Source organism: Streptomyces sp. NPDC024698 (assembly GCF_055559015.1).
The window spans coordinates 77,496-98,352 of sequence record NZ_JBVHLK010000019.1 but is presented as its reverse complement, the minus strand read 5'-3'; the positions used below and the strand labels follow the sequence as shown (position 1 = coordinate 98,352).

Genomic DNA, 20,857 nt, shown 5'->3' with positions numbered 1-20,857 from the left:
GCGCGAGCGGGCACACGGAAGACGGACGCACCCGACGACCTCTCTGGACGGACGCATGGACTCGACCTCGTGGACCCTGGTCCTCGTCATCGGCGCGGTACTCGCGGCCGCGGCGCTCGCGGTGGCACTCGTACTCCTGCGCCGGCTCGTCCGCACCCGCCGTGATCTGCGGCGGGCCGGACTGCCCACCGGACCCCGCTGGGTGTTCTGGGGTGCCGTCGCCTATCTCCTGCTGCCGACCGACCTGCTGCCCGACCCCATCTACCTGGACGACATCGGCGTCATGCTGCTCGCCCTGCGCTCGCTGCGCGCGGCGGCACCCCCCGTGCCGCTTCGGGCGACGGCCTCCGCCCTGCGCGGCCCCCGCCCGGTCACCCGCCGGTCGCGGGAACCGTAGGGCGGGGGCGGTCCGTTGAGCGGTCGACGGCCCGTGCTCCACGCCCCCGGCGGGAGGGCACGGATCACGACACCGACGGGCGGCGCCATGAGCGAGCTGGTTCCCGGGGGCAACGCGCCCCTGCCGGACGGGGTCCTGACCTTCAGGGTCCCGGGCCCCTTCGACCTGTCCGCGCTCATCACCGACGACGGCGGCACGGTGCGCGGCGACGGGGACTTCGTCTTCTACAACCAGCCGGCCGCGCCCGGCGTCCGGCTCGACGGCGACCGGCTCACCGTCGATCCGCCCCGACTGCGGCCCGGAGCGACCCGGGTCACCCTCGTCGTCAGTCCCGCCGACCTCACCACGCCCCTCGGCCGGCTCCCCTCCCCCACGGTCCAGATCACCGCGCCGGACGGCCGCTCCCTCGCCCGGTTCACCCCGCCCCGGCCGCAGCGGGAGACCCTGCTGCTCCTCGCCGAGCTCTACCGACGCGGCACGGCCTGGAAGGTCCGAGCGCTCGGGCAGGGGTACGCGGACGGGCTGGCGGGCATCGCGCGGGACTTCGGCGTCGATGTCACCGAGGACGGCGCGCCGTCGGCCGCCCGGCGGGATGCCGGACCCGTCGCGGCCGCCCGGGGCGGATCCCCGCGAGCGCCGTGGGCCGCCCCGGTCCCGGGCTCCGGTTCCCGCTCCGGCTCCGGCTCCGGCTCCGGACTCGATGACTTCCTGGGGCCCGTGAACTCCGCGCGCGCCACCGCCGGTTGCCCGCCCGTCCGGCTCGACGGCCGGCTGACCGCCGCCGCGCGGGAGCACGCCGGTGCCATGGCGGCCCGCGGCGCGCTCGGCGTGGAGAGCCCGGAAGGCGTCAGCGTCTACCACCGGGTCGTCTCGGCCGGCTACCCGTATCTGACCATCGGCGAGCATCTGGTCACGGGGCCCCGCTCCCCGCGGGAGTTCGTCGAGTACTGCCTCTCCGCCGAGCAGCCCCGGCGCACACTGTGCGATCCCGCCTTCGACCAGGCGGGGTTCGCCCGCGTCCCCGACCCCCGCACGGGCGATGTGTACTGGACGGCGCTGTGGGCACGGCCGTTCAGCCCGGCGGGCCTGGAGCGGACGGCGCGCGAGGTCGTCGCGCTCACCAACACCGAGCGGGCCGCGGCCGGGCTGCCCCCTCTCGGCACCGACCCGACGCTCACCGCCGCCGCCCAGGCCCACAGCGCCGACATGGTGGCCCGCGACTTCTACGCGCACGTCTCCCCCGAGGGGAGCCGGCCGTGGGACCGCGCCGCGGCGGCCGGCTGCACCCGGCGCGCCATCGGCGAGAACATCGCCTGCGGACAACGCTCCCCCGCCGAGGTCGTCCAGGGCTGGATGGACAGTCCCGGCCATCGCGCCAACATCCTCAAGCCGGACTTCACCCACCTGGGCATCGGCCTGGCCGGCGGCAGCAGAGCGGGCACGTACTGGACCCAGCTCTTCGGCGGCTGAGCCCGCGTCGGTCCCCGGCCTCCCAGGCGTCAGCTCCCGAGCGCAGGTCCCCTGACTCTTCGGCGGGAGCCCCGCGCCGGTCCTCGGCCGTGTGCCGAGCGGGGCGGGCCCGGTGCGGCTGCTTTCCGCCAATTCGCCGATTCCGGCCCGCCGTTTCCGCTCCAACCCTCCGCAATGCGACCCGCGGACCGCTCCAGCGCGTACAGATGGTGCCGTCGCCCGCATCCGCGGCGCGGTCCGGGCCGGGACGTCGAGCCGGCAGATGGCACTCGGGAGAAGCAGATGGTCTCAGCAACGGCGGTTACGGGGACGGCGCTGGGCGCCGTCATGGTGTCCCTGCTGGCGGCCCCGGCGCAGGCCGGGACGCCCACGGGCGCGGGACACACCGGCACGGGACGGACCGCGGTGTCCGCGGCCGCGCCCGACGACGCGGGGCTGCGGGCGATCCTGCGCACGGCTCTCAGCCAGGGCGCACCGGGCGCGATGGCGAGAATCGACGACAACGGCACGGTCCACCAGATGGTCGCGGGGGTCGACGACCGGGCCACCGGCCGGACCATCAGCACGAACGACCGCTTCCGCGTCGGCAGCGTCACCAAGTCCTTCTCCACCGTGGTGCTGCTCCAGCTGGTCGACGAGGGCAGGCTCAAGCTCGACAAGCCTGTCGACACCTATCTGCCGGGTCTGCTGCCCGACGACCGGATCACCGTGCGGCACGTGCTGAGCCATCGCAGCGGTCTGTACGACTACACGAACGACATGTTCGCCCGGTCCGTCTCTGGCTTCGAGGCCGTCCGCAACAAGGTGTTCAGCTACCGCGACCTGGTGCGACTGTCCTTGCAGAAGCCGCGCACCAACGCGCCCGGGGCCGCCTACTCCTACTCGAACACCAACTTCGTCGTCGCCGGCATGCTGATCGAGAAGCTGACCGGACACACCGTCGCCACCGAGTACCAGAAGCGCATCTTCACCCCGCTGAGCCTGAACGACACCTTCTACGTCCATCCCTCCACCGCGATCCCGGGCCGCCACGCCGACGGGTACCTCACGTCCGACACGGCGGGGGCCGCGCCGGTGGACGCGACGAAGCAGACGGCCTCCTGGGCGCAGAGCGCGGGTGCCATCATCTCCACGCCGCACGACCTGGACACCTTCTTCTCCGCCCTGCTGCGCGGCAAGCTCATGTCCGCCGCCCAGCTCACCCAGATGACGAAGTGGACGCGGGTCAACAGCACCACGTCCTACGGACTCGGGCTGCGCCGCCGGGACCTGTCGTGCGGGATCTCCGTGTACGGACACACCGGCACCGTGCAGGGCTACTACACGTACGCCTTCACCACGAAGGACGGCAGGCGCAGCCTCACCGCGCTGGCCAACACCTCCAACAACACCGCCGTGCTCAACACCATGTACCGCACCCTGGAGCCCGCGTTCTGCGGCACGTCCGCGACCAGGTCCGCCGCGCGGACCGCCGCACCCGGCGCGGCACCGCTGGAAGACCACGAGGACATCGCGCCCTCCGTCACCCGCCACTGACGGGCCGCGGGCCCGTGCCGCGTCTCATCCCCGGGTGTTCGGCCGCCGGTGCGGCGGCTGGTCCGGGGCGGGGCGCGGCCGCTGCGGCGGGATGGGCAGGCTGCGGGGCTCGCCGGCGTCGACGGTGAGGGGTTCGCGGTGGTGGCGGATCTCCAGCGGGTCGCCGGACGCGAGCGAGTAGGTGGCGGCGTCCTGCCCGATCTCCACGCGCAGCCGGCGGCCGAGGATCTCCAGGGAGAAGGCCAGACGGCTGAAGCGTTCCGGCAGCCGGGGCGCGAACTCCAGGGTGTCCCCGTGGTGGCGCAGGCCGCCGAAGCCGGCCACCAGGGCCGTCCAGGTGCCGGCGAGCGAGGCGATGTGCAGGCCGTCGCGGGTGTTGTGCTCCAGGTCCTCCAGATCCATCAGCGCGGCCTCGACCAGATAGTCGTAGGCGAGGCCGGAATGACCGGTCTCGGCGGCGATCACGGCCTGGCAGCACGCCGACAGGGAGGAGTCCCGGACGGTGAGGGGCTCGTAGTAGGCGAAGTCGCGGGCCTTGTGCTCCTCGTCGAAGAACGGGCTGCACTTGTAGAGGGCGAGGACCAGGTCGGCCTGTTTGACGACCTGCTTGCGGTAGATGTCGAAGTAGGGGAAGTGCAGCATCAGCGGGTACTGGTCGGGGCGGGTGGCGGTGAAGTCCCAGCGCTGGCCGCGGGTGAAGCCGGCGTGCTGCTCGTGGACGCCCAGTTCGTCGTTGTACGGGATGTGCATGGCCTCGGCCGCGTCGCGCCAGGCGGCGCTCTCCTCCTCGTCGACGCCGAGTTCCGCGGCCCGCCGCGGGTGCCGCTCGACGGCGTCGGCGGCGGCTAGCAGGTTCGCGCGGGCCATCAGGTTGGTGTACGTGTTGTCGTCGGCGACGGCGCTGTACTCGTCGGGACCCGTCACCCCGTCGATGTGGAACCCGCCCCGGTGGTCGTGGTGTCCCAGGGAGCGCCACAGCCGGGCCGTCTCGGTCAGCAGCTCGACGCCGGTGTCGCGCTCGAACCGTGTGTCGCCGGTGGCGGCGGTGTAGCGGACGACGGCGTCGGCTATGTCGGCGTTCACATGGAAGGCGGCGGTGCCGGCCGGCCAGTACGCCGAACCCTCCGGTCCGGCTATGGTCCGCCAGGGGAACGCGGCTCCGTGCAGGCCGAGTTGGACGGCCCGTTCGCGGGCGGCCGGAAGGGTGTTGCGGCGCCAGCGCAGCGCCTCGGCGACGGCGCCGGGCGAGGTGTAGGTGAGCAGCGGCAGGACGAAGGTCTCGGTGTCCCAGAAGGCGTGGCCGTCGTAGCCGGAGCCGGTCAGGCCCTTGGCGGGGATGGCGCGCTGTTCCGCGCGGGCGCCCGCCTGGAGCACGTGGAAGAGGGCGAAGCGGACGGCCTGCTGGATCTCCTCGTCCCCGTCCACCTCGACGTCGGCGCGGGCCCAGAAGTCGTCGAGGTAGGAGCGCTGTTCGTCGGCGAGCCGGCGCCAGCCGCTGTGCCGGGCGGCGGCGAGGGCCGCGTCGACCTGGTCGCGCAGGGCGGGCAGGGATCGGGTGCCCGACCAGCCGTAGGAGACGATCTTCTCCAGGCGCAGCGCGCTGCCCGGTTCCAGCACGGAGGTGACCGTGAGTCGGGCGAGGTCGTCGCCGCTCTCGCCGCTCAGGGCGGTCCCCTCGGGTCCCGTGACGGTGTGGTCCGCGGCCGCCGCGACCCGCAGGCCGCTGCGCCGGGTGCGGTGCAGGAGCCGCAGGCGGCCTCCCGCCGCGAAGTGTTCCTCCGCGTCGAGAGGCGCGTCGAGGGCGACGGCCGCCCTCGGATCGCCGTCGTGGCCCGGCAGTTGCTCGTTGGCGACCAGTTCCGACTGGACGACCACCCTGATCCGGCTGTCGACGGCCTCGACCTCGTAGGCGACGGCCGCGATCGCCCGCTGGGTGAAGGAGACGAGCCGGGTGGAGCGCACCCGGACCGTGGAGCCGGCCGGCGAGGTCCACTCGCAGGTGCGGGTGAGCAGCCCGGTGCGCAGGTCGAGGACGCGCTCGTGGGAGCGCAGCCGTCCGTAGCGCAGGTCGAAGGGTTCGTCGTCGACGAGCAGCCGGACGATCTTGCCGTTGGTGACGTTGATGACGGTCTGCCCGGACTCCGGGTAGCCGTAGCCCGCCTCCGCGTAGGGCAGCGGGTGGGTCTCGTGGACGCCGCCGAGGTAGGAGCCGGGCAGGCCGTGGGGCTCGCCCTCGTCGAGGTTGCCGCGCCAGCCGATGTGACCGTTGGCGAGGGCGAACACGGACTCGCTCTGCGGCAGCAGTCCGAGGTGCAGCTCGCTCTCGCGCAGCGCCCAGGGCTCGACTCCGTACGACGAGTGCGTGATCACGCGCGCTCCCCCAGGTCGTCCAGATCCTGTACGACGATGTCGGCGCCGTGGGCGCGCAGGGCGTCGCCCTGGCCCACGCGGTCCACGCCGACGACGTACCCGAAGTGGCCGGAGCGGCCCGCGTCCATGCCGGCCAGGGCGTCCTCGAACACCGCCGCCCGGGACGGATCGACCCCGAGGTCCTTCGCCGCGGCCAGGAAGGTGTCGGGGCGCGGTTTGCCCGGCAGCCTGCGCTCGGCGGCGACGACACCGTCGACCCGCACGTCGAAGAGGTCCTCCGCGCCCACCGAGCGCAGGACGTCGCGGCAGTTGGCGCTGGAGGAGACGACGGCGGTCCGCAGGCCGCGGGCCCGTACCGCCTCGATGTAGCGCAGCGTGCCGTCGTAGGCCTCGACCCCGTCGGTGCGGATCATGTCGAGCAGCAGCTCGTTCTTGCGGTTGCCCAGTCCGTTGACGGTGACCCTGTCCGGCGGGTCGCCGGGGGTTCCCTCGGAGAGTTCGATGCCGCGTGAGGCGAGGAAGGACCGTACGCCGTCGGCGCGGGGCATGCCGTCGACGTAGGCGGAGTAGTCGGCGTCCTCGAAGGGGCGGAATCCGTCGCCGTCGCGTTCCCGCAGGAAGTCGTCGAACGTCTTCCTCCAGGCGGCCGCGTGGACGACGGCGGTCTTCGTGATCACCCCGTCGAGGTCGAAGAGACACGCCAGGATCTGTTGCGGCAGGCCGAGCTCAGTCATACGAGGAGTCTGCCCCCGGTATCCGCCTCCAGCGGGTGGCGAGCGCCACATCACCGCCCTGGCTCAGGGACTTCGCCGATACTGGAGGCATGGAGATCGCTGTTCCCGTGCCCTTGTCCGGGCTCGTATGACCGAGGCCTGCGTGTCCTTCGAGGAACTGGTGGAGCGGGCCGCCGCACTCGTACGGCCCGGCCGTCGCGCCCTTCTCGGGATCGCCGGCAGCCCCGGCGCGGGCAAGACGACGCTCGCCGAGCGGCTGGTCGGGCGACTCGGCGAGGACGGGCCTTCCCGCGTCGCCCATGTGCCGATGGACGGGTTCCATCTCGCGGACGCGGAACTGGACCGTCTGGGGCGCCGGGACCGCAAGGGCGCTCCGGACACCTTCGACGCGGCGGGGTACGCGGCACTGCTGCGCCGGCTGCGCGAGGACGAGGAGGAGCTCGTCTACGCCCCCGGATTCGAGCGGGTCCTCGAACAGCCGCTGGCGGGAGCCATCGCGGTTCCCCGGGACGCCCGTCTGATCGTCACCGAGGGGAACTACCTGCTGCTCGACGAGGATGCGTGGCCGCGGGCCCGTGCACAGCTCGACGAGGTGTGGTTCTGCGAGCTCGACGAGACCGAGCGCGTCCGCAGGCTGGTCGCCCGGCACGAGGAGTTCGGGAAGGACCACGAATCGGCGGTGGCATGGGTGCTCGGCACGGACCGGCGCAACGCCGAACGGGTCGCCGCGACCCGGGACCGCGCCGACCTCGTCGTCGGTCCGGCGGTCGTCGGGCAGCGGGTCGGCGGGGTCTGAACCCCGGTTCGCGTCTCCGGCCGGACGCGCTGGGGCGAGGTCCGGCGCACGGGGTCGCGGGTGTCCGGGAGCGGGTGGGGAGGCCGGGGCGGAGGGAGCGACCGTCACCGCGCCACCGCCCCGGCCGGTCTCAGGGGGCCGCCGTCCTGGATTCGAGGTCGGCCCGGGTGTCGTCGCCGTAGACGCCCGACTCGTCGCCCCGGATGCCGTACCAGAGCTGGAAGCGGGCGACGGCCGCGGCGAGCGCGCCGTCGTAGGTGCCGTCGGTGCTGCCGTGTGCGTACACGTTCGGGATACGGAGCAGGCGCTGCTGAAGGTCCGTCACCTCGGGGCCGCTGTCTCCCACGCGGAGGGTGCCGGCTCCGTCCGGATCAAGGGCACCGGCGCCGGACGGTGCGGTCGAGGCGTGCCCCGCGGCCCCGGTGGAGGCCTCGCCCCGCCCGGCGCCCGGCACCAGCAGGGCCAGCGCGAAGCCGGTCAGCCCGGCCGCGACGACGGCGAGAGCGATCGCGGCGCGGCGTGGTCCCGCACCGCGCGCCGGGCCGTGGGCACCCTTGGGCCGGTCCGAGGCCGGGGGTCCGCCGATGGCGGGTGGCGCGTCGGCCGGGGCGGTGCGAGGAGGCGGCGGGGTGTCGGCCGTGTAGTCCTCGCCGTCCAGGACCGAGGGCAGTCCCTTCGGGACCGAGGGCAGTTCCTCCGGGACCGGGGGCAGTTCCTCGGTCTCGTCCTCTTCCGGGACGGGGAGGAGCCGTACCGGGGCTGCCGGCGCCAGGAGGGGTTCGAAGTCGTCGTCCGCGTCGGTCATCCCCTCCTTCTCGCGCACCTGCCGGAGCAGCTCCGCGAGGGATTCGGAGCGACGGCGGCGCTCGATGTGCGTGGGTTCGATCACGGAGCGCCCGGAGGACCTCCCGCGTTCGGGCCGTGTCGGCACACTGCTCTCCTTCCGTGCACGCGGTCTCCCGCCGTCCTGTGCACAGATACGCGGGCGCGGGCCGGGACGTTCACCGCTGCGTCACACCGGTGATCACGGCGGGACATCCGACGCCGCGTCCCGGACCGGACAGTGGCCGGACAATGAACTGAGGCTCCCTGAGCGGCCGTTGACCATCGGCCCTCCCGCACGGTGCTTCGCCTGCGCCGGGACCCGCCCGCCTTGGGCGTTCCATGGACCGAGTTGGCGCAAGGTTGACCAATTCCCTGGAGATCGCTGACGGACGCGTCTATAGGGTCGGCCGCATGCCCCCACAACCCCCGAGGTCACCGGCGTTGCCGGTCCTCCCCTACCGGAAACCCACCCGTGACCGGGACTACTGGGTCTTCGACGACGTGCTGCCCGACCCTGATGCCGTACGGGCCCGCTGTGTCGGCCGGGACGACTGGGCCAAGGGCCATCCGTACACCTCGGAGAGCTGGCCCGGCATGCGGACGATGCCCGGTCTCGAACCGGACGAACTGGCCCGGGTGGAGCGGCTCGTACGGAAGGCCACCGGCGCTCAGAAGCTGTGGCAGCAGTCGACTCCGTCGGGCGCCACGCTCAACCACAACTGCGTCCAGGTCGTCGGCAAGGACGAAGGGGAGCCTCGTCCGCACACCGATTCCCGCGCCCTGTGCCGTTACGCGGCGGTGCTCTATCTGAACCCGAACGTGTCCAAGGAATGCGGAACGGCCTTCTTCCGCCAGGCCCTGCCCGGCGGGCGGCTGGGCGGCAACGTCGTCGTCGCACCGCACAGCAATCTGGTCGAGGCACTCGGGACACGCTTCGTCCCGCCGGACTCCTTCGTCGAGGACATCCGCGTACCGCACCGCTACAACCGGCTGCTCCTCTACAACGCCAACCTGATGCACAGCGCCACCGGTTACTGCGGAACCACGATGGACGACAAGCGGATGACCGCCGTCTTCTTCTGGATGGCATGACCCGGACCGGCCCCGGCCGGATCCCGGTACGCGCGTACGGCCCCGGACTCGACGGAGTCCGGGGCCGTACGGCGTCCCAGCCCTCGGCGCCTTCCGTTACCGGCCGAAAGCCGGACATTCCCAGGCGGCCGAGGGATTGCGTGCCCGCCAAGTCCTGGTGGCCGGGAGGTGTGCTCGTCATGATGGGCGCATGACCTTGGCCACCAGAGCCATGACGCGACTGGCCGTCTGGCCGGACCTCGCGGAGTCCCCGCCGAGTTGCGGCACGGGGCGCGCACTGTGCGCGGCGCAGTGCGAGATCGTCCACTTCCACTCGGACCACGAGGTGGACCTGCACCTCACCGACCGGGCCATCCGCCGCTTCGAGGATCACCTCAGGACCTCGACGGCCATCCGCATGGTGCCCGGTTCCCGCTGGGTGACCATCCGTCTCGAAGTCGACTCGGACATCGACCTTCTGCTGACCCTGGTGAGCGTCGCCCTCCAGGCCCACCGGAACGGGCACCTGGCCGGCGACGACATCTTCTCGCCGACCTGCAACGACCACTGACCCCGTCGGCGGGCGCGGGCTGGAGGACGTCGAGCCTCGGCACTCGTGCGGGAACGAGTACCGAGGCTCTTCTCACCGTGTCATCCGGGGGGGTGATGACAGCGGTGCGTCAGGGGCGGGCGCCCGTCACCCGCCTGCGGCGGGCGGCGACGGTGACGGCGCACCGGCCCCGGGAGGACCCCGGGGCCGGCCCCGGGCACATAGTCGATCACCACTGATGGACTGTCAACTTCACCCGGTGCAGGGGCAGTTCACGAGCACACCCATATCGGCCACTTGAGGAACCCGGCGCTGCGAGGTCCGGCCCGGAGGCCCCTGGCCGTCCCGGACCGGGGTCGTCCGGCCTGGGACGGCCAGGGAACTCAGTTCCCTGGCCGGAGCGCACCGAGTGCCACCGTCTCGACTTCGATGCTAGTTTCCGACCATGAACGAGGCACCGGGGCGCCGCGAACCCGCCGACGCGACCACCGTCAAACCGCCGATGCGGGACGCCCTGGTGGGAGCCGCTTTCCAGCTGTTCCTGGAGCGTGGCTACGAGGAGACCACCGTCGACGACATCGTGACGCTCGCCGGGGTGGGCCGGCGGTCGTTCTTCCGCTATTTCCCGTCCAAGGAGGACGTGGTCTTCCCCGACCACGAGCGCTGCCTGGCCGACATGAGGGCCTTCCTTGCCGAGGAGGCCGACACCCAGGACCCGGTGCAGCGCGTGTGCGACGCCGCCCGGCTCGTGCTGCGCATGTACGCCGAGAACCCGACCTTCTCCGTCCAGCGCTACCGGCTCACCAAGAAGGTGCCCGGCCTGCGCGCGTACGAACTGTCGGTCGTCTGGCGCTACGAGCGCGCGCTCGCCGACTATCTGCGCGGCCGCTCCGCCGGGGCCCGCCGGGACACCCTGCGGGCCGATGTCGTCGCCGCGGCCGTGGTCGCCGCCCACAACAACGCCCTGCGCTCCTGGCTGCGTTCGGACGGGACCGGGGACGCCGAGGCGGCCGTGGACCAGGCTCTCGGATATGTGCAGAACACCTTCGGCTCCGGGCCCGCCGAACCGGCGTACACCGAACCGGAGGACGTCGTGGTCGTCGTCTCGCGGCGCGGAGCACCCATGTGGCGGGTGGTCCAGGAGATCGAGTCGGCCTTCGCGCGGGACTGAGCGGGGACCGGCCGCGGACGCTCTTCTTCATTTGAGGGTACGGAGTGCCTTTACGGGTGACACTCAGTGCCATAACCTGTGGTCGTGCACGGCACTCCGCGCACATCAGATTCCGGCCGAGCGCAGGGAGATGACATCGTGTACCACCCAGGAATCGCCCTTCACCCGGGCCTCGAAGCCTCGGCGGACATGCTCGACGCGGGGTCCGTGGACCGCCTCGACACCGTCTCGGCGGAACGCGCCGGGGACGTCCTGCTCTTCCAGCGGTGCCACTGGTGCGGCACCGCCATGTACAACCGCCTTCTGTGTCCCGTGTGCGCGGGCAGCGACCTGCGTACGGAGGCGAGCGCCGGGACGGGCGTCGTGCGCCACTCCACGGTGATCCACCGCAACACCCCCGCGGCCCGCAACGTCTCCCTGATCGAGATGGCGGAGGGCTTCACGGTCCGGGGCCGGGTCATGGGCGCGCCCGCCACCATCCACAGCGGCGACCGGGTCCAGCTCTCCACGGCCCAGGACCCGGTGCGCCGACAGCCCGTGTTCCAGCTCGTCGACGGCCCGTACGGCGGCGGCTGGGGCTGAGGCGCACCGCCCCGGACGGACCGTTCGCCGGCTCTCCCGGCGCCGAACCGCCGGACCACGTCAGGTCAGGTCACGCGGAGAGCGTGATGCGGATGCCGACCGTGCCGCTCTCGCCACGGCGCAGACGGCTGCCGAGCAGGGTGAGACGGCCCATCACCCCGTACTTGCGGGCCAGGAGTTTGCGGTAACGGGCGGTCTCCTCGGCACCGAGGATCTCCGCCGTGGCCGGGACGGATTCCCCCGTCGGTCTGCCGCGCACGTCGCACGGGCCGACGAGGACATCGCCGCGGTTGCGGATGCGCTTCACCTTCCAGCTGTCCGCCACGGTCCAGGCGCCCAGCGCCGCCCCGTCCCGCACCACCCACACGGGCGTGGCGACCCCCGTACCGTTCTTTCGGAAACTGGTGATCAGCAGATACTTGCCCGATCCCAGCGTGTCCAGCGTGACCTCGTCCATGGCCGAAGTGTAGGCGCGCCGGTCCGTCGCTCCCGGCGCGCCCGGGCCCCGCGGGTCAGGACAGCTGGCCGTCGTAGTCGGGGAGCTTGAACGTGCGCTCCGCGTGGCCGCCGGTCAGGTCCGTCGTGTTGTTGCCGACGTTGGCGATGATCGTGTAGCCGAGGGACTCGATCTCCGCGCGCTTGCCGGTCTTGTAGGCGCTGACCTCGTCGAAGAGGTCCGGCAGATCGCGCACGTAGAGCCCGTCGACCGGATAGCCGACGGTCTTGAGGTTCCACTTCGTCTCGCTCGCGATGATGCCCGGACGGGCCGTCACGAAGAAGACGGCGACGCCCCGGGAGTGCGCGTAGCGGGCGAGTGCCAGTGAGGCCTTGACCGCCGGTGTGGGCAGTGCGTACCAGGGGTGGAAGTCGGTCTCCAGCGCGGTGTTGTCGATGTCGAAGACGACCGCGAGCTTATGGCCCCCCGCGTTCGCGGTGCGCTGCTCGACGTACGGCACCGCCTGGTCGATGACCGCCTGGACGTCGCTCTGCCAGGTGGCGTAGTCGACCGCGGCCGTCGCCGAGGTGCTCGCCACCGTCTGGACCGGGGCCGCGGATGCGGACCCGGCCGCGGTGACCGTCCCCCCGATCCCGAACGCCACCGCCGCCGACATCACGCCCATCCGGCGCACCACACCGTGTCTCGTCATGCCTGTCCCCTTTTCACATGTGTCCGCAGGAATACGTGAGTCGGTCGAACCCACGCGTCGAGACGGCGGCGGTGCCTGGCTCCGTCGCCGTGGCGGAAATGATCCTGGCAGCCCGTGTACGGCAGGGGAAGAGGTAGTTACCGATCGGTAGAGATCGTGGTTCACCCGCTTCGGGGTACGCGGCGGTGCAGTGGCACACGTCCGCGACCCGTGTGAGCCTGGGCTCGCGGCTGGGACCAGTTGAGAGAGGCTGCTTTGATGCAAGGACCGAACATCGTCATCGTCGGCGCGGGATTCGCCGGAGTCGAGGCCGCCAGAAGCCTGGAGCGGACGCTCACCCCCGGCGAGGCCAGGATCACCCTGATCAGTCCTACCGACTACCAGCTCTATCTGCCCCTGTTGCCCCATGTCGCCGCCGGTGTCGTCACACCCCAGTCCGTGGCGCCCTCGCTGCGCCGGATCCTGAACCGCACCTCGCTGGTGCCGGGCGGTGTGATCGGTGTCGATCCGCAGGCCAAGGTGTGCGTGGTCCGGAAGATCACCGGAGACCTCGTCGATCTGCGCTACGACTATCTGGTCCTCACTCCGGGCAGCGTGACCCGCACCTTCGACATCCCCGGTCTGGCGGAGGAGGCGCGCGGTATGAAGACGCTCGCCCAGGCCGCCTATCTGCGCGACCACGTGATCGCCCAACTCGACCTGGCGGCGGCCACGTCGGACCATGACGAGCAGGCCTCACGGCTCCAGTTCGTGGTGGTCGGCGGCGGATACGCGGGCACCGAGACGGCGGCCTGCCTCCAGCGTCTGACCACCGCGGCGGCACGGCGCTACCACCCCCGCATCGACCCCGGCCTCATCAAGTGGCATCTGATCGACGTCGCCCCCAAGCTGTTGCCCGAGCTCGGGGACAGGCTGGGCGCCGACGCGCTGCGGACGCTCAGCGACCGGGGGGTCCAGATCTCGCTGGGCACCTCCGTCGCCTCGGTCACCAAGGACGAGGTCACCCTCACCGACGGGCGGGTGCTGCCGTCGCGGACGCTGGTGTGGACCGCGGGTGTCGCGGCGAGCCCGCTGGTGGACTCGCTGGGCGCGGAGACCGTACGCGGACGGCTCGTCACCGAGCCCGACTTCAGGGTCCCGGGACTCGACGGGGTGTTCGCGCTCGGCGACGCGGCCGCGGTGCCCGATCTGGCCAAGGGCGACGGCTCGCCCTGCCCGCCGACCGCCCAGCACGCGGCCCGGCAGGGCCGGCACGCGGCCAAGGTCCTGACGGCGAATCTGCGCGGGCAGCCCACCCTTCCGTACCGGCACAAGGACCTCGGTCTGGTCGTGGACCTCGGCGGCCACGACGCCGTGTCCAAGCCGCTGGGCATCGGCCTCAAGGGCGCGCCCGCGCAGCTCGTGGCCCGCGGGTACCACCTGTTCGCCCTGCGCACGGGCGCCGCCCGGTTCCGTACGGGTGCCAACTGGCTGCTGAACGCGGTCGCGGGCGACGACTTCGTCCGCACCGGCTTCCTCGCGGACCGCAAGGGAACCCTGCGGGACTTCGAGCGCACGGACGTGTATCTGACGCCGGACGAGGTGACCGCCAGGACCCGCGCTCTGACCTAGGGAGCGGGCCGAATCCCGTTCGCGCGGCGAGGTCCTGCCGCGCGCTCCCGGCGCGAACAGGCCATCTCAGCCCGTGCTCCGGCCCGCGGTGAACGCGCGGGCCGGAGCACACGTATGAGGGGAGGGCCCTCGACCGGGGCCTTCGGCGGCGGGCACGCCGCCCCGTACGGCTTCGGGAGCCCATGCATGAGGCACGCACGACGACGGATCGTCCGACGGGGGGCGCGTCTCGCGGCCGTCGGCGGGCTGCTCTGCGGGGGGTTCATGGTGACGCGCGCCATGGCGAGCGAACCGTCCGACGCCGCGCCCATCACGACGAGTTCGGCGCAGGCCGCGTCGGACACGGGTGCCGGTCTGGTGTCCCGGCTGGGTACCACACGAACGGCCGGCAACTGGATAGCCGCCGACGGCCGTCCCGTCGTCGCGGTCACCGACGCGGACGCGGCGGACGCCGTGAAGCGGGCGGGGGCCCGGCCGAAGGTCGTGAAGCACAGCATGCAGGACCTCAAGTCCGCTGCCCACGACCTCAGTTCGGCGCCTCGGGTGCCGGGCACCGCCTGGGCGGTCGACTACAAGAAGAACGAGGTGGTGGTGCAGGCCGACAGCACGGTCTCCGCCACCGACTGGAAGCGCATGACCGAACTCGCCCACGGCATCGGCGATTCGGTGCGCATGCAGCGGACCCAGGGCACGTTCACCACGCGGGTGAACGGCGCGCAGGCGATCTTCTCGACGGGCGGGCGCTGCTCGGCCGGGTTCAACGTGAGCAACGCGCAGGGCGAGTTCATCCTCACGGCCGGGCACTGCGGACCCGCCGGATCGGTCTGGTTCTCCGACAACACGGGCCGCCAGCAGGTGGGCCGCACGGTCACCACCGCCTTCCCCGGCAACGACTTCTCGCTGATCCAGTACGACAACGCGCAGCAGGCCGGGGCCGGGACCAACGTGGTCGCCATCGGCGGCGGCAACGGCGTACGGATCACCGGCGCCGCCGATCCGACCGTGGGCCAGCGGGTGTTCCGCAGCGGCAGCACCAGCGGACTGCACGACGGCCAGGTGACGGCGCTCAACGCGACGGTCAACTACCCGGAGGGAACGGTCACCGGGCTGGTCGAGACCACGGTGTGCGCCGAACCGGGCGACAGCGGCGGCCCGTTGTTCTCCGAAGGCATCGCGCTGGGCGTGACCTCGGGCGGCAACGGGGACTGCAAGAGCGGTGGTACGACGTTCTTCCAGCCCGTCACCAAGGCGCTGACGGCGCTGGGAGTGACGCTCGCGGGTCAGCCGGCGCAGGGCTCGGCCGGTGGCGCGGCCCCGCAGTCGCCCGCCCCCACGGTGTCCGCCATGGCCTCGCAGGGCGGAGCGCCGGGTGCGGCGGCTCCGGGCGCGGTGGAGACGGTGGGCGAGTCGGGGGCGGCGCAGACGTTCGTGTCCGAGCTCACCGACCCGAACAATGTCGGCCCTGGTCTGCTCGTCATCGGGGGAAGCGTCATCGCGTTCGTGGCGACCCGCTTCATCCGCACCGAGCAGGACCGCAACGCCTACCGGCGGCAGTATTCACAGAGCTGGGGCTGAGCGGTTCGTCTCGCGGGAGTCGTGGCCGCCATGGGAGTCATGGTCGGAGCCGGGTTCGGGTGACCGAAGCCGGCTCCGGGGCGCCGGAATGCCGGTGCCGAGGTCCGAGGCGGGGGCTCCCCGGCGGGGAGCCCTGCCGGACACGGAGGGTCAGGCGGCCTGGGTCGCCGAGGACGACGGGGCGGCCTTCGCCCACTCCAGGACGAGGCGCTGGTACTCGCGCCGCTCGTCCATGTTCAGCGACCCACCCGCCCGGAACCAGAGAGCCCGGATCTCCTCGTTGACTTCGGCAGCGGAGCGCTGAGTGTCGTTGTCAAGAGTGGTGCACATGCCGTGAAGCATACGGCCCTTGACGTGAAGATGATGTGAGTAAAGGCCCACGGGGCGACATACCGGACCGTGAAGCTCGTCACTCGCTCACGTGCCGGGCTTGCGTCCGTACACGGCGACGTCGTCACCGTTCTTGAGCAGCGACCAGTACTTCTTGGCCGTCGTCGGGGTCATGTTGACGCAGCCGTGCGAACCGGGCGGGTTCCACATGCTGAGGCCCACCGAGTGGAAGGCCTGGCCCCCGTCGAAGAACTGGCTGTAGGGCATGGACACGTTGTAGATGGTCGACACGTGGTCGATGTCACGCCAGTAGATCTTCTTCAGGCCGGTACGGGTCTCGTAGCCGTCCCTGCCCGTGCGGACCGGGACCGGACCGTAGACGAGGCGGCTGCCGTCCTGGATCCAGCTGAGCTGGAGCGTGAGGTTGACGCAGGCGATGCGGCCCTTGTTCACCGGGCACTTGCCGTCCCGGTTGGGGTTGCCGCCCACGGCCTTCTGCTTGTTCATGAGATCCATCACGCCCCAGGTGACGGGTCCCGCGTACCCGATGTTCGGGGTGATGCCGTGCTTGTTCTGGAAGGCCTGGATCGCCTTGCAGTCGGCGGCGGACTGCCGGCCGTCGACGGGCCGCCCGAGGAACTTCTCCACCTGCTTCTGGTTCGGGCCGGCGGCCGTCGTGCAGCTCGCGGCCTGCGCGGGTGCCGCGCCCAGTGCGAGGGTGAGCGGCGCCACCAGCCCGGTGAGTCCGAGCGCGACGGCTCCTCTTCTGCGTATGTCCCCCATGGCGGACCTTCCTGTTGTGACCGTCGTCTTCTCCGACTGCTAGACCGCCCTTGAGGGTATTGCGTTGCACGGCCGGCGGAACAGCGACGAAACCGTGACATTCCCCGCCTCGCGGGCCCGGTCCGGTTTCCGTGAGGTGGACCGCTCGCGGGACGGGCGTTCCTTCTAGGCTGCCGTCATGGACCCCGCGCTCTCCGACGACCTCGACCGCCTCCCCGAACTCCTGCAAGCCGCACGGGACTTCGCCGTCCGGGAGGTGGCCGGCCTCGACGACCGTCCCGTCGCCCGGCTCGGCAAGGCGCCCGCCCCCGATCCGCTGCCGGCCGCGGGCGCGGGCGCCGAGGGCGCCCTGGCCCGGTTCGCCGGACGCTGGGCTCCCGGGTTCTCCGGCTCGGCGGGCCCGCGCTACCTCGGGTTCGTCACCGGCGGCACGACGCCCGCCTCGCTCACCGGTGACTGGCTGACCGGCGCCTACGACCAGAACGTCTCGGGCGCCGCCGGATCCTTCGCGAGCGCGCTGGAGCACGAGACGCTGGCCTGGCTGCGCGAGCTGTTCGGGCTGGGCGAGGAGCATCGCGGGGCGTTCGTGAGCGGTGCGACGGTGTCGAACACGGTCGGGCTGGCCATCGCGCGGGAATGGCTCGGCGAGCGCCTCGGGGTGACGGTCGCGGACGAGGGCGCCGGCGCGCTCGGCCGGGTGGCCGTGCTGTCCGCCAGCCCGCATTCGAGCATCGCCAAGGCCCTGTCCGTACTCGGCCTGGGCCGTGACAGTCTGCGCCGGGTCCCGGTGCTGCCCGGCAACCGCGAGGCGGTGGACGTCGAGCGCCTCGACGCCGCGCTCACCGCGCTGGGCGGGCGCCCTGCCGTCGTCGTGGCGAACGCGGGGACCGTGAACACCGTCGACTTCGACGATCTGCGGGCCGTCGCCGCGCTCAGGGAGCGCCATGACTTCTGGCTGCACGTCGACGCGGCGTTCGGCGGGTTCGCCGCGCTCTCGCCCGAGTTCGCCTCACGGGTGGCCGGTCTGGGCGAGGCCGACTCCCTCTGCGTCGACCTGCACAAGTGGCTCAACGTCCCCTACGACGCGGCCGTCCAGTTCACCCGCCGCCAGGACCTCCAGGTCCGGGTATTCCACAATGCCTCGCCCTATCTCGGACTTCCCGGCGCCGACCCGGACTTCTTGCATCTGACGCCGGAGAACTCGCGTCGGCTGCGCGCGCTCCCGGCCTGGTTCTCGCTCGCCGCCTACGGGCGCGAGGGGCACCGCGAGATCGTCGAGCGGAACGTCGCGCTCGCCCGGCGGCTGGGCGAGCGGATCGCCCGCGCCCCCGCGCTGCGGCTACTCGCGCCGGTGCGGCTGAACGTCGTGTGCTTCACCCTGGCCGAGGATCCGACGGAGCGGCGGGTCCGCGCGCTGGCCGACGCCGTCGCCGCCTCGGGCGAGGCCTTCCTGACACCGACGTGCTACGACGGTACCCACGGGCTGCGCGCCGCGTTCAGCAACTGGCGTACGTCCGAGGCGGACACGGACCGGGTGTTCGCGGCCGTCGAACGCCACAGCGCGGAGCCGCGCCTGTGACGGCCCGTGGTCCGCGCGTCAGGCGGGCTGCCACAGTTCGACCCGGTTGCCCTCCGGGTCGGTGACCCAGCCGAACCGGCCGACACCGTCCATGTCCTGGGTGTCCTCCGCCACGTCCGCTCCCCGGGCGCGCAACTGCGCGAGCATGGCGTCCAGGTCACGGACCCGGAAGTTGAGCATGGTCCGCTGGGCCGGGGACCCGAAGTAGTCGCTCCCGGACTCGAAGGCGGCGAACACCGTCGGCCCGGCCTCGGGCCGCCACAGGCCGTTGTCGTCGGCGTCCAGGCCGAGGCAGTCGCGGTACCAGGCGCCCAGGGCGGCGGGGTCGGCCGCTTTGATGAAGTACCCGCCGATTCCCAGCACACGTTCCATGCGGCCATCCTGCCAGGAAGGACGCGGGACGGACCGGCACCACACCCGCCGCCCGCCTCGGCTTCCGTCCTCTCCGCCCGCCTCAGCTTCCGTCCTCTCCCCCGACCACCTGCCGGAACCCCTTGTTCACGCCCAGCAGGCCGCCGTCGACGCACAGGGTCGTGCCGGTGATCCAGGCGGCGTCCGCGGAGGCGAGGAAGGCGACGGCGGCCGCGATGTCCTCCGGCTCGCCGACCCGGCCGAGCGGATACAACAGCCGGGCCGCGGAGGCGAGATCGTCCTCGCGGCCCTCCCAGGCCGTGGTGCGGATCGTGCCCGGGGCGACCAGGTTGACCCGCACACCCCGGCCGGCGGCGTGGCCGGCGAGGGTGCGGGTGAGCGACATCAGTCCCGCCTTGGCCGCGCTGTAGGCGTGGTTGCCGAAGTCCTGGATGCCGTTGACGGAGCCGATGGTGACGATGGCCCCGCGGCCGGAGGCGACGAGGTACGGGAGGGCCGCGCGGGCGCAGCGGTAGGCGCCGGTCAGGGTGATGTCGAGGTCGGCGGCCCAGTCCTCGTCGCTTTCTTCCTCGAAGAGCGGGGCGTCGGGGGTGCACCGGTAGGCGTTGTTGACCAGGACGTCGAGCGAGCCGAAGGTCTCCACCGCGTACGCCACGGCGGCCTCGACCTCTGACCGCTGCCCCACGTCGCAGCCGAACGCCTCGGCCCGAGCGCCGAGTTCGCGCAGCGCGGCGGCGGTCTTCCCGGCCTCGGCCGGGTCCACGTCGGTGACGAGGACCTGAGCTCCTTCCTCGGCCAGGCGGCGGGCGGTCGCCGCGCCGATGCCGCGGGCCGCACCGGTGATCAGGACCCCGTACCCCTCGAAGCGTCTCATCGCAGTCATGGCAGGGAAGCTACCTCCATGATCGCCGCGGCGACAGACGCCCGCCCGCCTCCTGTTTCCGCCTTCCCGCCGCGCCCTGCCCCGCCCGGACGGGCCGCCGGTCAGCGGTACCCCGTCACGTCCGCGGGTCTCCCCTTGTCCTGCACCTCGACGAGATAGCGCCAGGCGTCCGGGCGGCTGCCGTCCCGGTCGGTGAAGCCGTACACCCCGGCGAGCTGTCCGCTGGAGAGGGACTGCCCGTTCCAGCGCGCGCGTTCGGGGTCGGCGGCCAGCGCGGCGACCGCGCGCCCCACGTAGAACGGTGTCTCGGAGATGGCGAAGTGCGGTTCGCGCTCCTCGGCGTCGTGCCAGTTCGCCTCGGTGACGCCGAAGGTCTCGAGCATGATCTCCGAGCGCATCCAGCCGGGGGTGAGCGCCACGGCGGTGGCGCCGCGTGGGCCCAGTTCGTGTCCGAGGGCGAACGCCATGCGCAGCACCGACGACTTGGCGAGGTCGTAGAAGAAGGAGACCCGGTAGGTGTCGCGGTTGTAGTCCGCGGTGCCGTCGGTCATCTCGACGACCAGGCCGCCGGGGCGGCGAAGCAGCAGGGGCAGCGCGTGGTGGCTGGTGATCGCGTGGGTCTCGACGGCGAGCCGGAGCATCCTGCGTCCGTTGTCGAGGTCGTGCTCCCACAGGGGTGTGTCCCATGCGAAGAGCTTCTCGGCGCCCCAGATGTCGTTGACCAGGACGTCGAGCCGGCCCTGTTCGTCGGCGATCCGGGTGACGAGGGACTCCACCTCGGCAGGGACGAGGTGGTCGGTGGGGACCGCGATGCCCAGCCCGCCCGCCGCGGTGACCAGGTCCGCGGTGTCCTCGACGGTCTCCGGGCGGTCGTACTCCGAGCGCTTCTCGCGTGTGGTGCGGCCGGTGACGTAGACGGTGGCACCGGCCGCGCCGAGTTCCACCGCGATCCCGCGGCCCGCGCCGCGGGTCGCGCCCGCGACCAGCGCGACCCTGTCCCGCAGCGTGCCTTCCGACGGCCCTGACATGTCCGACCTCCGTGCTCGTGGCGTCCACGGGCGCTCACCCGTGTCG

The 20,857-nt window shown here is 72.3% G+C and carries 21 protein-coding genes; 11 read left to right on the top strand and 10 right to left on the bottom strand.

Going from position 1 to position 20,857, the window contains the following annotated elements; translation table 11 throughout:
• Window positions 1–55 precede the first annotated feature (55 nt).
• The 3 genes from ACZ4AA_RS30590 (at window position 56) to ACZ4AA_RS30580 (ending at window position 3,403) form a co-directional block, all read left to right on the top strand.
• Window positions 56–397 carry a DUF1232 domain-containing protein gene (locus ACZ4AA_RS30590; RefSeq protein WP_467609876.1) on the top strand — a complete coding sequence of 114 codons (342 nt, stop codon included), beginning with the start codon at window positions 56–58 and terminating at the stop codon, window positions 395–397.
• Window positions 398–484: 87 nt separating this feature from the next.
• A complete protein-coding gene (locus ACZ4AA_RS30585) occupies window positions 485–1,867 on the top strand; it encodes a CAP domain-containing protein (protein WP_467609874.1) in 1,383 nt (460 codons plus the stop codon).
• A gap of 282 nt (window positions 1,868–2,149) precedes the next feature.
• The gene (locus ACZ4AA_RS30580) at window positions 2,150–3,403 is read left to right on the top strand and encodes a serine hydrolase domain-containing protein (RefSeq protein ID WP_467609872.1); all 1,254 of its coding nucleotides are present in this window, start codon (window positions 2,150–2,152) and stop codon (window positions 3,401–3,403) included.
• A gap of 24 nt (window positions 3,404–3,427) precedes the next feature.
• Here ACZ4AA_RS30580 and ACZ4AA_RS30575 read toward each other — a convergent pair whose 3' ends face one another.
• Both ACZ4AA_RS30575 and ACZ4AA_RS30570 read right to left on the bottom strand, forming a co-directional pair.
• Complete coding sequence (locus tag ACZ4AA_RS30575; protein WP_467609870.1) at window positions 3,428–5,773, bottom strand: glycoside hydrolase family 65 protein; 2,346 nt, start codon at window positions 5,771–5,773, stop codon at window positions 3,428–3,430.
• Window positions 5,770–6,507: a beta-phosphoglucomutase family hydrolase gene (locus ACZ4AA_RS30570; RefSeq protein ID WP_467609868.1), complete on the bottom strand. Its 738-nt coding sequence runs from the start codon at window positions 6,505–6,507 to the stop codon at window positions 5,770–5,772. The genes ACZ4AA_RS30575 and ACZ4AA_RS30570 overlap by 4 nt, the downstream gene beginning before the upstream one ends.
• Between ACZ4AA_RS30570 and ACZ4AA_RS30565 the strand changes: the two genes are divergently transcribed.
• Window positions 6,443–7,303 (top strand): nucleoside/nucleotide kinase family protein, encoded by an 861-nt coding sequence (locus ACZ4AA_RS30565; RefSeq protein ID WP_467609866.1) that lies wholly within the window; start codon window positions 6,443–6,445, stop codon window positions 7,301–7,303. The two genes, ACZ4AA_RS30570 and ACZ4AA_RS30565, sit on opposite strands and share 65 nt — an antisense overlap.
• Before the next feature lie 130 nt (window positions 7,304–7,433).
• On the opposite strand, the gene ACZ4AA_RS30560 is transcribed toward ACZ4AA_RS30565, so the two are convergent.
• Window positions 7,434–8,234 carry a peptidoglycan-binding domain-containing protein gene (locus ACZ4AA_RS30560; RefSeq protein ID WP_467609864.1) on the bottom strand — a complete coding sequence of 267 codons (801 nt, stop codon included), beginning with the start codon at window positions 8,232–8,234 and terminating at the stop codon, window positions 7,434–7,436.
• A 305-nt stretch (window positions 8,235–8,539) separates the two neighbouring features.
• On the opposite strand from ACZ4AA_RS30560, the gene ACZ4AA_RS30555 reads away from it, so the two are divergent.
• The 4 genes from ACZ4AA_RS30555 to ACZ4AA_RS30540 all read left to right on the top strand — a co-directional run bounded on the left by ACZ4AA_RS30555 (window position 8,540) and on the right by ACZ4AA_RS30540 (window position 11,502).
• The gene (locus tag ACZ4AA_RS30555) at window positions 8,540–9,220 is read left to right on the top strand and encodes a DUF6445 family protein (protein ID WP_467609862.1); all 681 of its coding nucleotides are present in this window, start codon (window positions 8,540–8,542) and stop codon (window positions 9,218–9,220) included.
• A gap of 190 nt (window positions 9,221–9,410) precedes the next feature.
• The gene (locus tag ACZ4AA_RS30550; protein ID WP_467609859.1) at window positions 9,411–9,770 is read left to right on the top strand and encodes a luciferase domain-containing protein; all 360 of its coding nucleotides are present in this window, start codon (window positions 9,411–9,413) and stop codon (window positions 9,768–9,770) included.
• Between the two features lie 481 nt (window positions 9,771–10,251).
• Window positions 10,252–10,920 (top strand): TetR family transcriptional regulator, encoded by a 669-nt coding sequence (locus ACZ4AA_RS30545; protein ID WP_467609990.1) that lies wholly within the window; start codon window positions 10,252–10,254, stop codon window positions 10,918–10,920.
• 189 nt (window positions 10,921–11,109) lie between these two features.
• Window positions 11,110–11,502 (top strand): Zn-ribbon domain-containing OB-fold protein, encoded by a 393-nt coding sequence (locus ACZ4AA_RS30540; protein WP_467609988.1) that lies wholly within the window; start codon window positions 11,110–11,112, stop codon window positions 11,500–11,502.
• A 70-nt stretch (window positions 11,503–11,572) separates the two neighbouring features.
• On the opposite strand, the gene ACZ4AA_RS30535 is transcribed toward ACZ4AA_RS30540, so the two are convergent.
• A complete protein-coding gene (locus ACZ4AA_RS30535) occupies window positions 11,573–11,959 on the bottom strand; it encodes a PPOX class F420-dependent oxidoreductase (RefSeq protein WP_467609857.1) in 387 nt (128 codons plus the stop codon).
• A gap of 55 nt (window positions 11,960–12,014) precedes the next feature.
• Window positions 12,015–12,650, bottom strand: coding sequence for an HAD family acid phosphatase (locus tag ACZ4AA_RS30530; RefSeq protein ID WP_467609855.1), 636 nt, complete (start codon window positions 12,648–12,650; stop codon window positions 12,015–12,017).
• 258 nt (window positions 12,651–12,908) lie between these two features.
• Between ACZ4AA_RS30530 and ACZ4AA_RS30525 the strand changes: the two genes are divergently transcribed.
• On the top strand, window positions 12,909–14,261 hold the full coding sequence (locus ACZ4AA_RS30525; protein ID WP_467609853.1) for an NAD(P)/FAD-dependent oxidoreductase: 1,353 nt from the start codon (window positions 12,909–12,911) through the stop codon (window positions 14,259–14,261).
• 186 nt (window positions 14,262–14,447) lie between these two features.
• Window positions 14,448–15,836, top strand: a complete 1,389-nt coding sequence (locus tag ACZ4AA_RS30520; protein WP_467609851.1) for a S1 family peptidase — start codon at window positions 14,448–14,450, stop codon at window positions 15,834–15,836.
• 150 nt (window positions 15,837–15,986) lie between these two features.
• Here the strand turns inward: ACZ4AA_RS30520 and ACZ4AA_RS30515 are convergent, their stop codons facing one another.
• Complete coding sequence (locus ACZ4AA_RS30515; protein WP_451405800.1) at window positions 15,987–16,178, bottom strand: hypothetical protein; 192 nt, start codon at window positions 16,176–16,178, stop codon at window positions 15,987–15,989.
• A 75-nt stretch (window positions 16,179–16,253) separates the two neighbouring features.
• Window positions 16,254–16,949 carry a L,D-transpeptidase family protein gene (locus ACZ4AA_RS30510; RefSeq protein ID WP_467609848.1) on the bottom strand — a complete coding sequence of 232 codons (696 nt, stop codon included), beginning with the start codon at window positions 16,947–16,949 and terminating at the stop codon, window positions 16,254–16,256.
• Window positions 16,950–17,127: 178 nt separating this feature from the next.
• On the opposite strand from ACZ4AA_RS30510, the gene ACZ4AA_RS30505 reads away from it, so the two are divergent.
• Complete coding sequence (locus ACZ4AA_RS30505) at window positions 17,128–18,528, top strand: pyridoxal phosphate-dependent decarboxylase family protein (protein ID WP_467609846.1); 1,401 nt, start codon at window positions 17,128–17,130, stop codon at window positions 18,526–18,528.
• Between the two features lie 18 nt (window positions 18,529–18,546).
• On the opposite strand, the gene ACZ4AA_RS30500 is transcribed toward ACZ4AA_RS30505, so the two are convergent.
• The 3 genes from ACZ4AA_RS30500 to ACZ4AA_RS30490 form a co-directional block, all read right to left on the bottom strand.
• A complete protein-coding gene (locus ACZ4AA_RS30500; protein WP_467609843.1) occupies window positions 18,547–18,900 on the bottom strand; it encodes a VOC family protein in 354 nt (117 codons plus the stop codon).
• Window positions 18,901–18,982: 82 nt separating this feature from the next.
• Window positions 18,983–19,783, bottom strand: coding sequence for an SDR family NAD(P)-dependent oxidoreductase (locus ACZ4AA_RS30495; RefSeq protein ID WP_467609841.1), 801 nt, complete (start codon window positions 19,781–19,783; stop codon window positions 18,983–18,985).
• A gap of 101 nt (window positions 19,784–19,884) precedes the next feature.
• Window positions 19,885–20,811 (bottom strand): SDR family oxidoreductase, encoded by a 927-nt coding sequence (locus tag ACZ4AA_RS30490; RefSeq protein ID WP_467609839.1) that lies wholly within the window; start codon window positions 20,809–20,811, stop codon window positions 19,885–19,887.
• Between the last annotated feature and the right edge of the window lie 46 nt (window positions 20,812–20,857).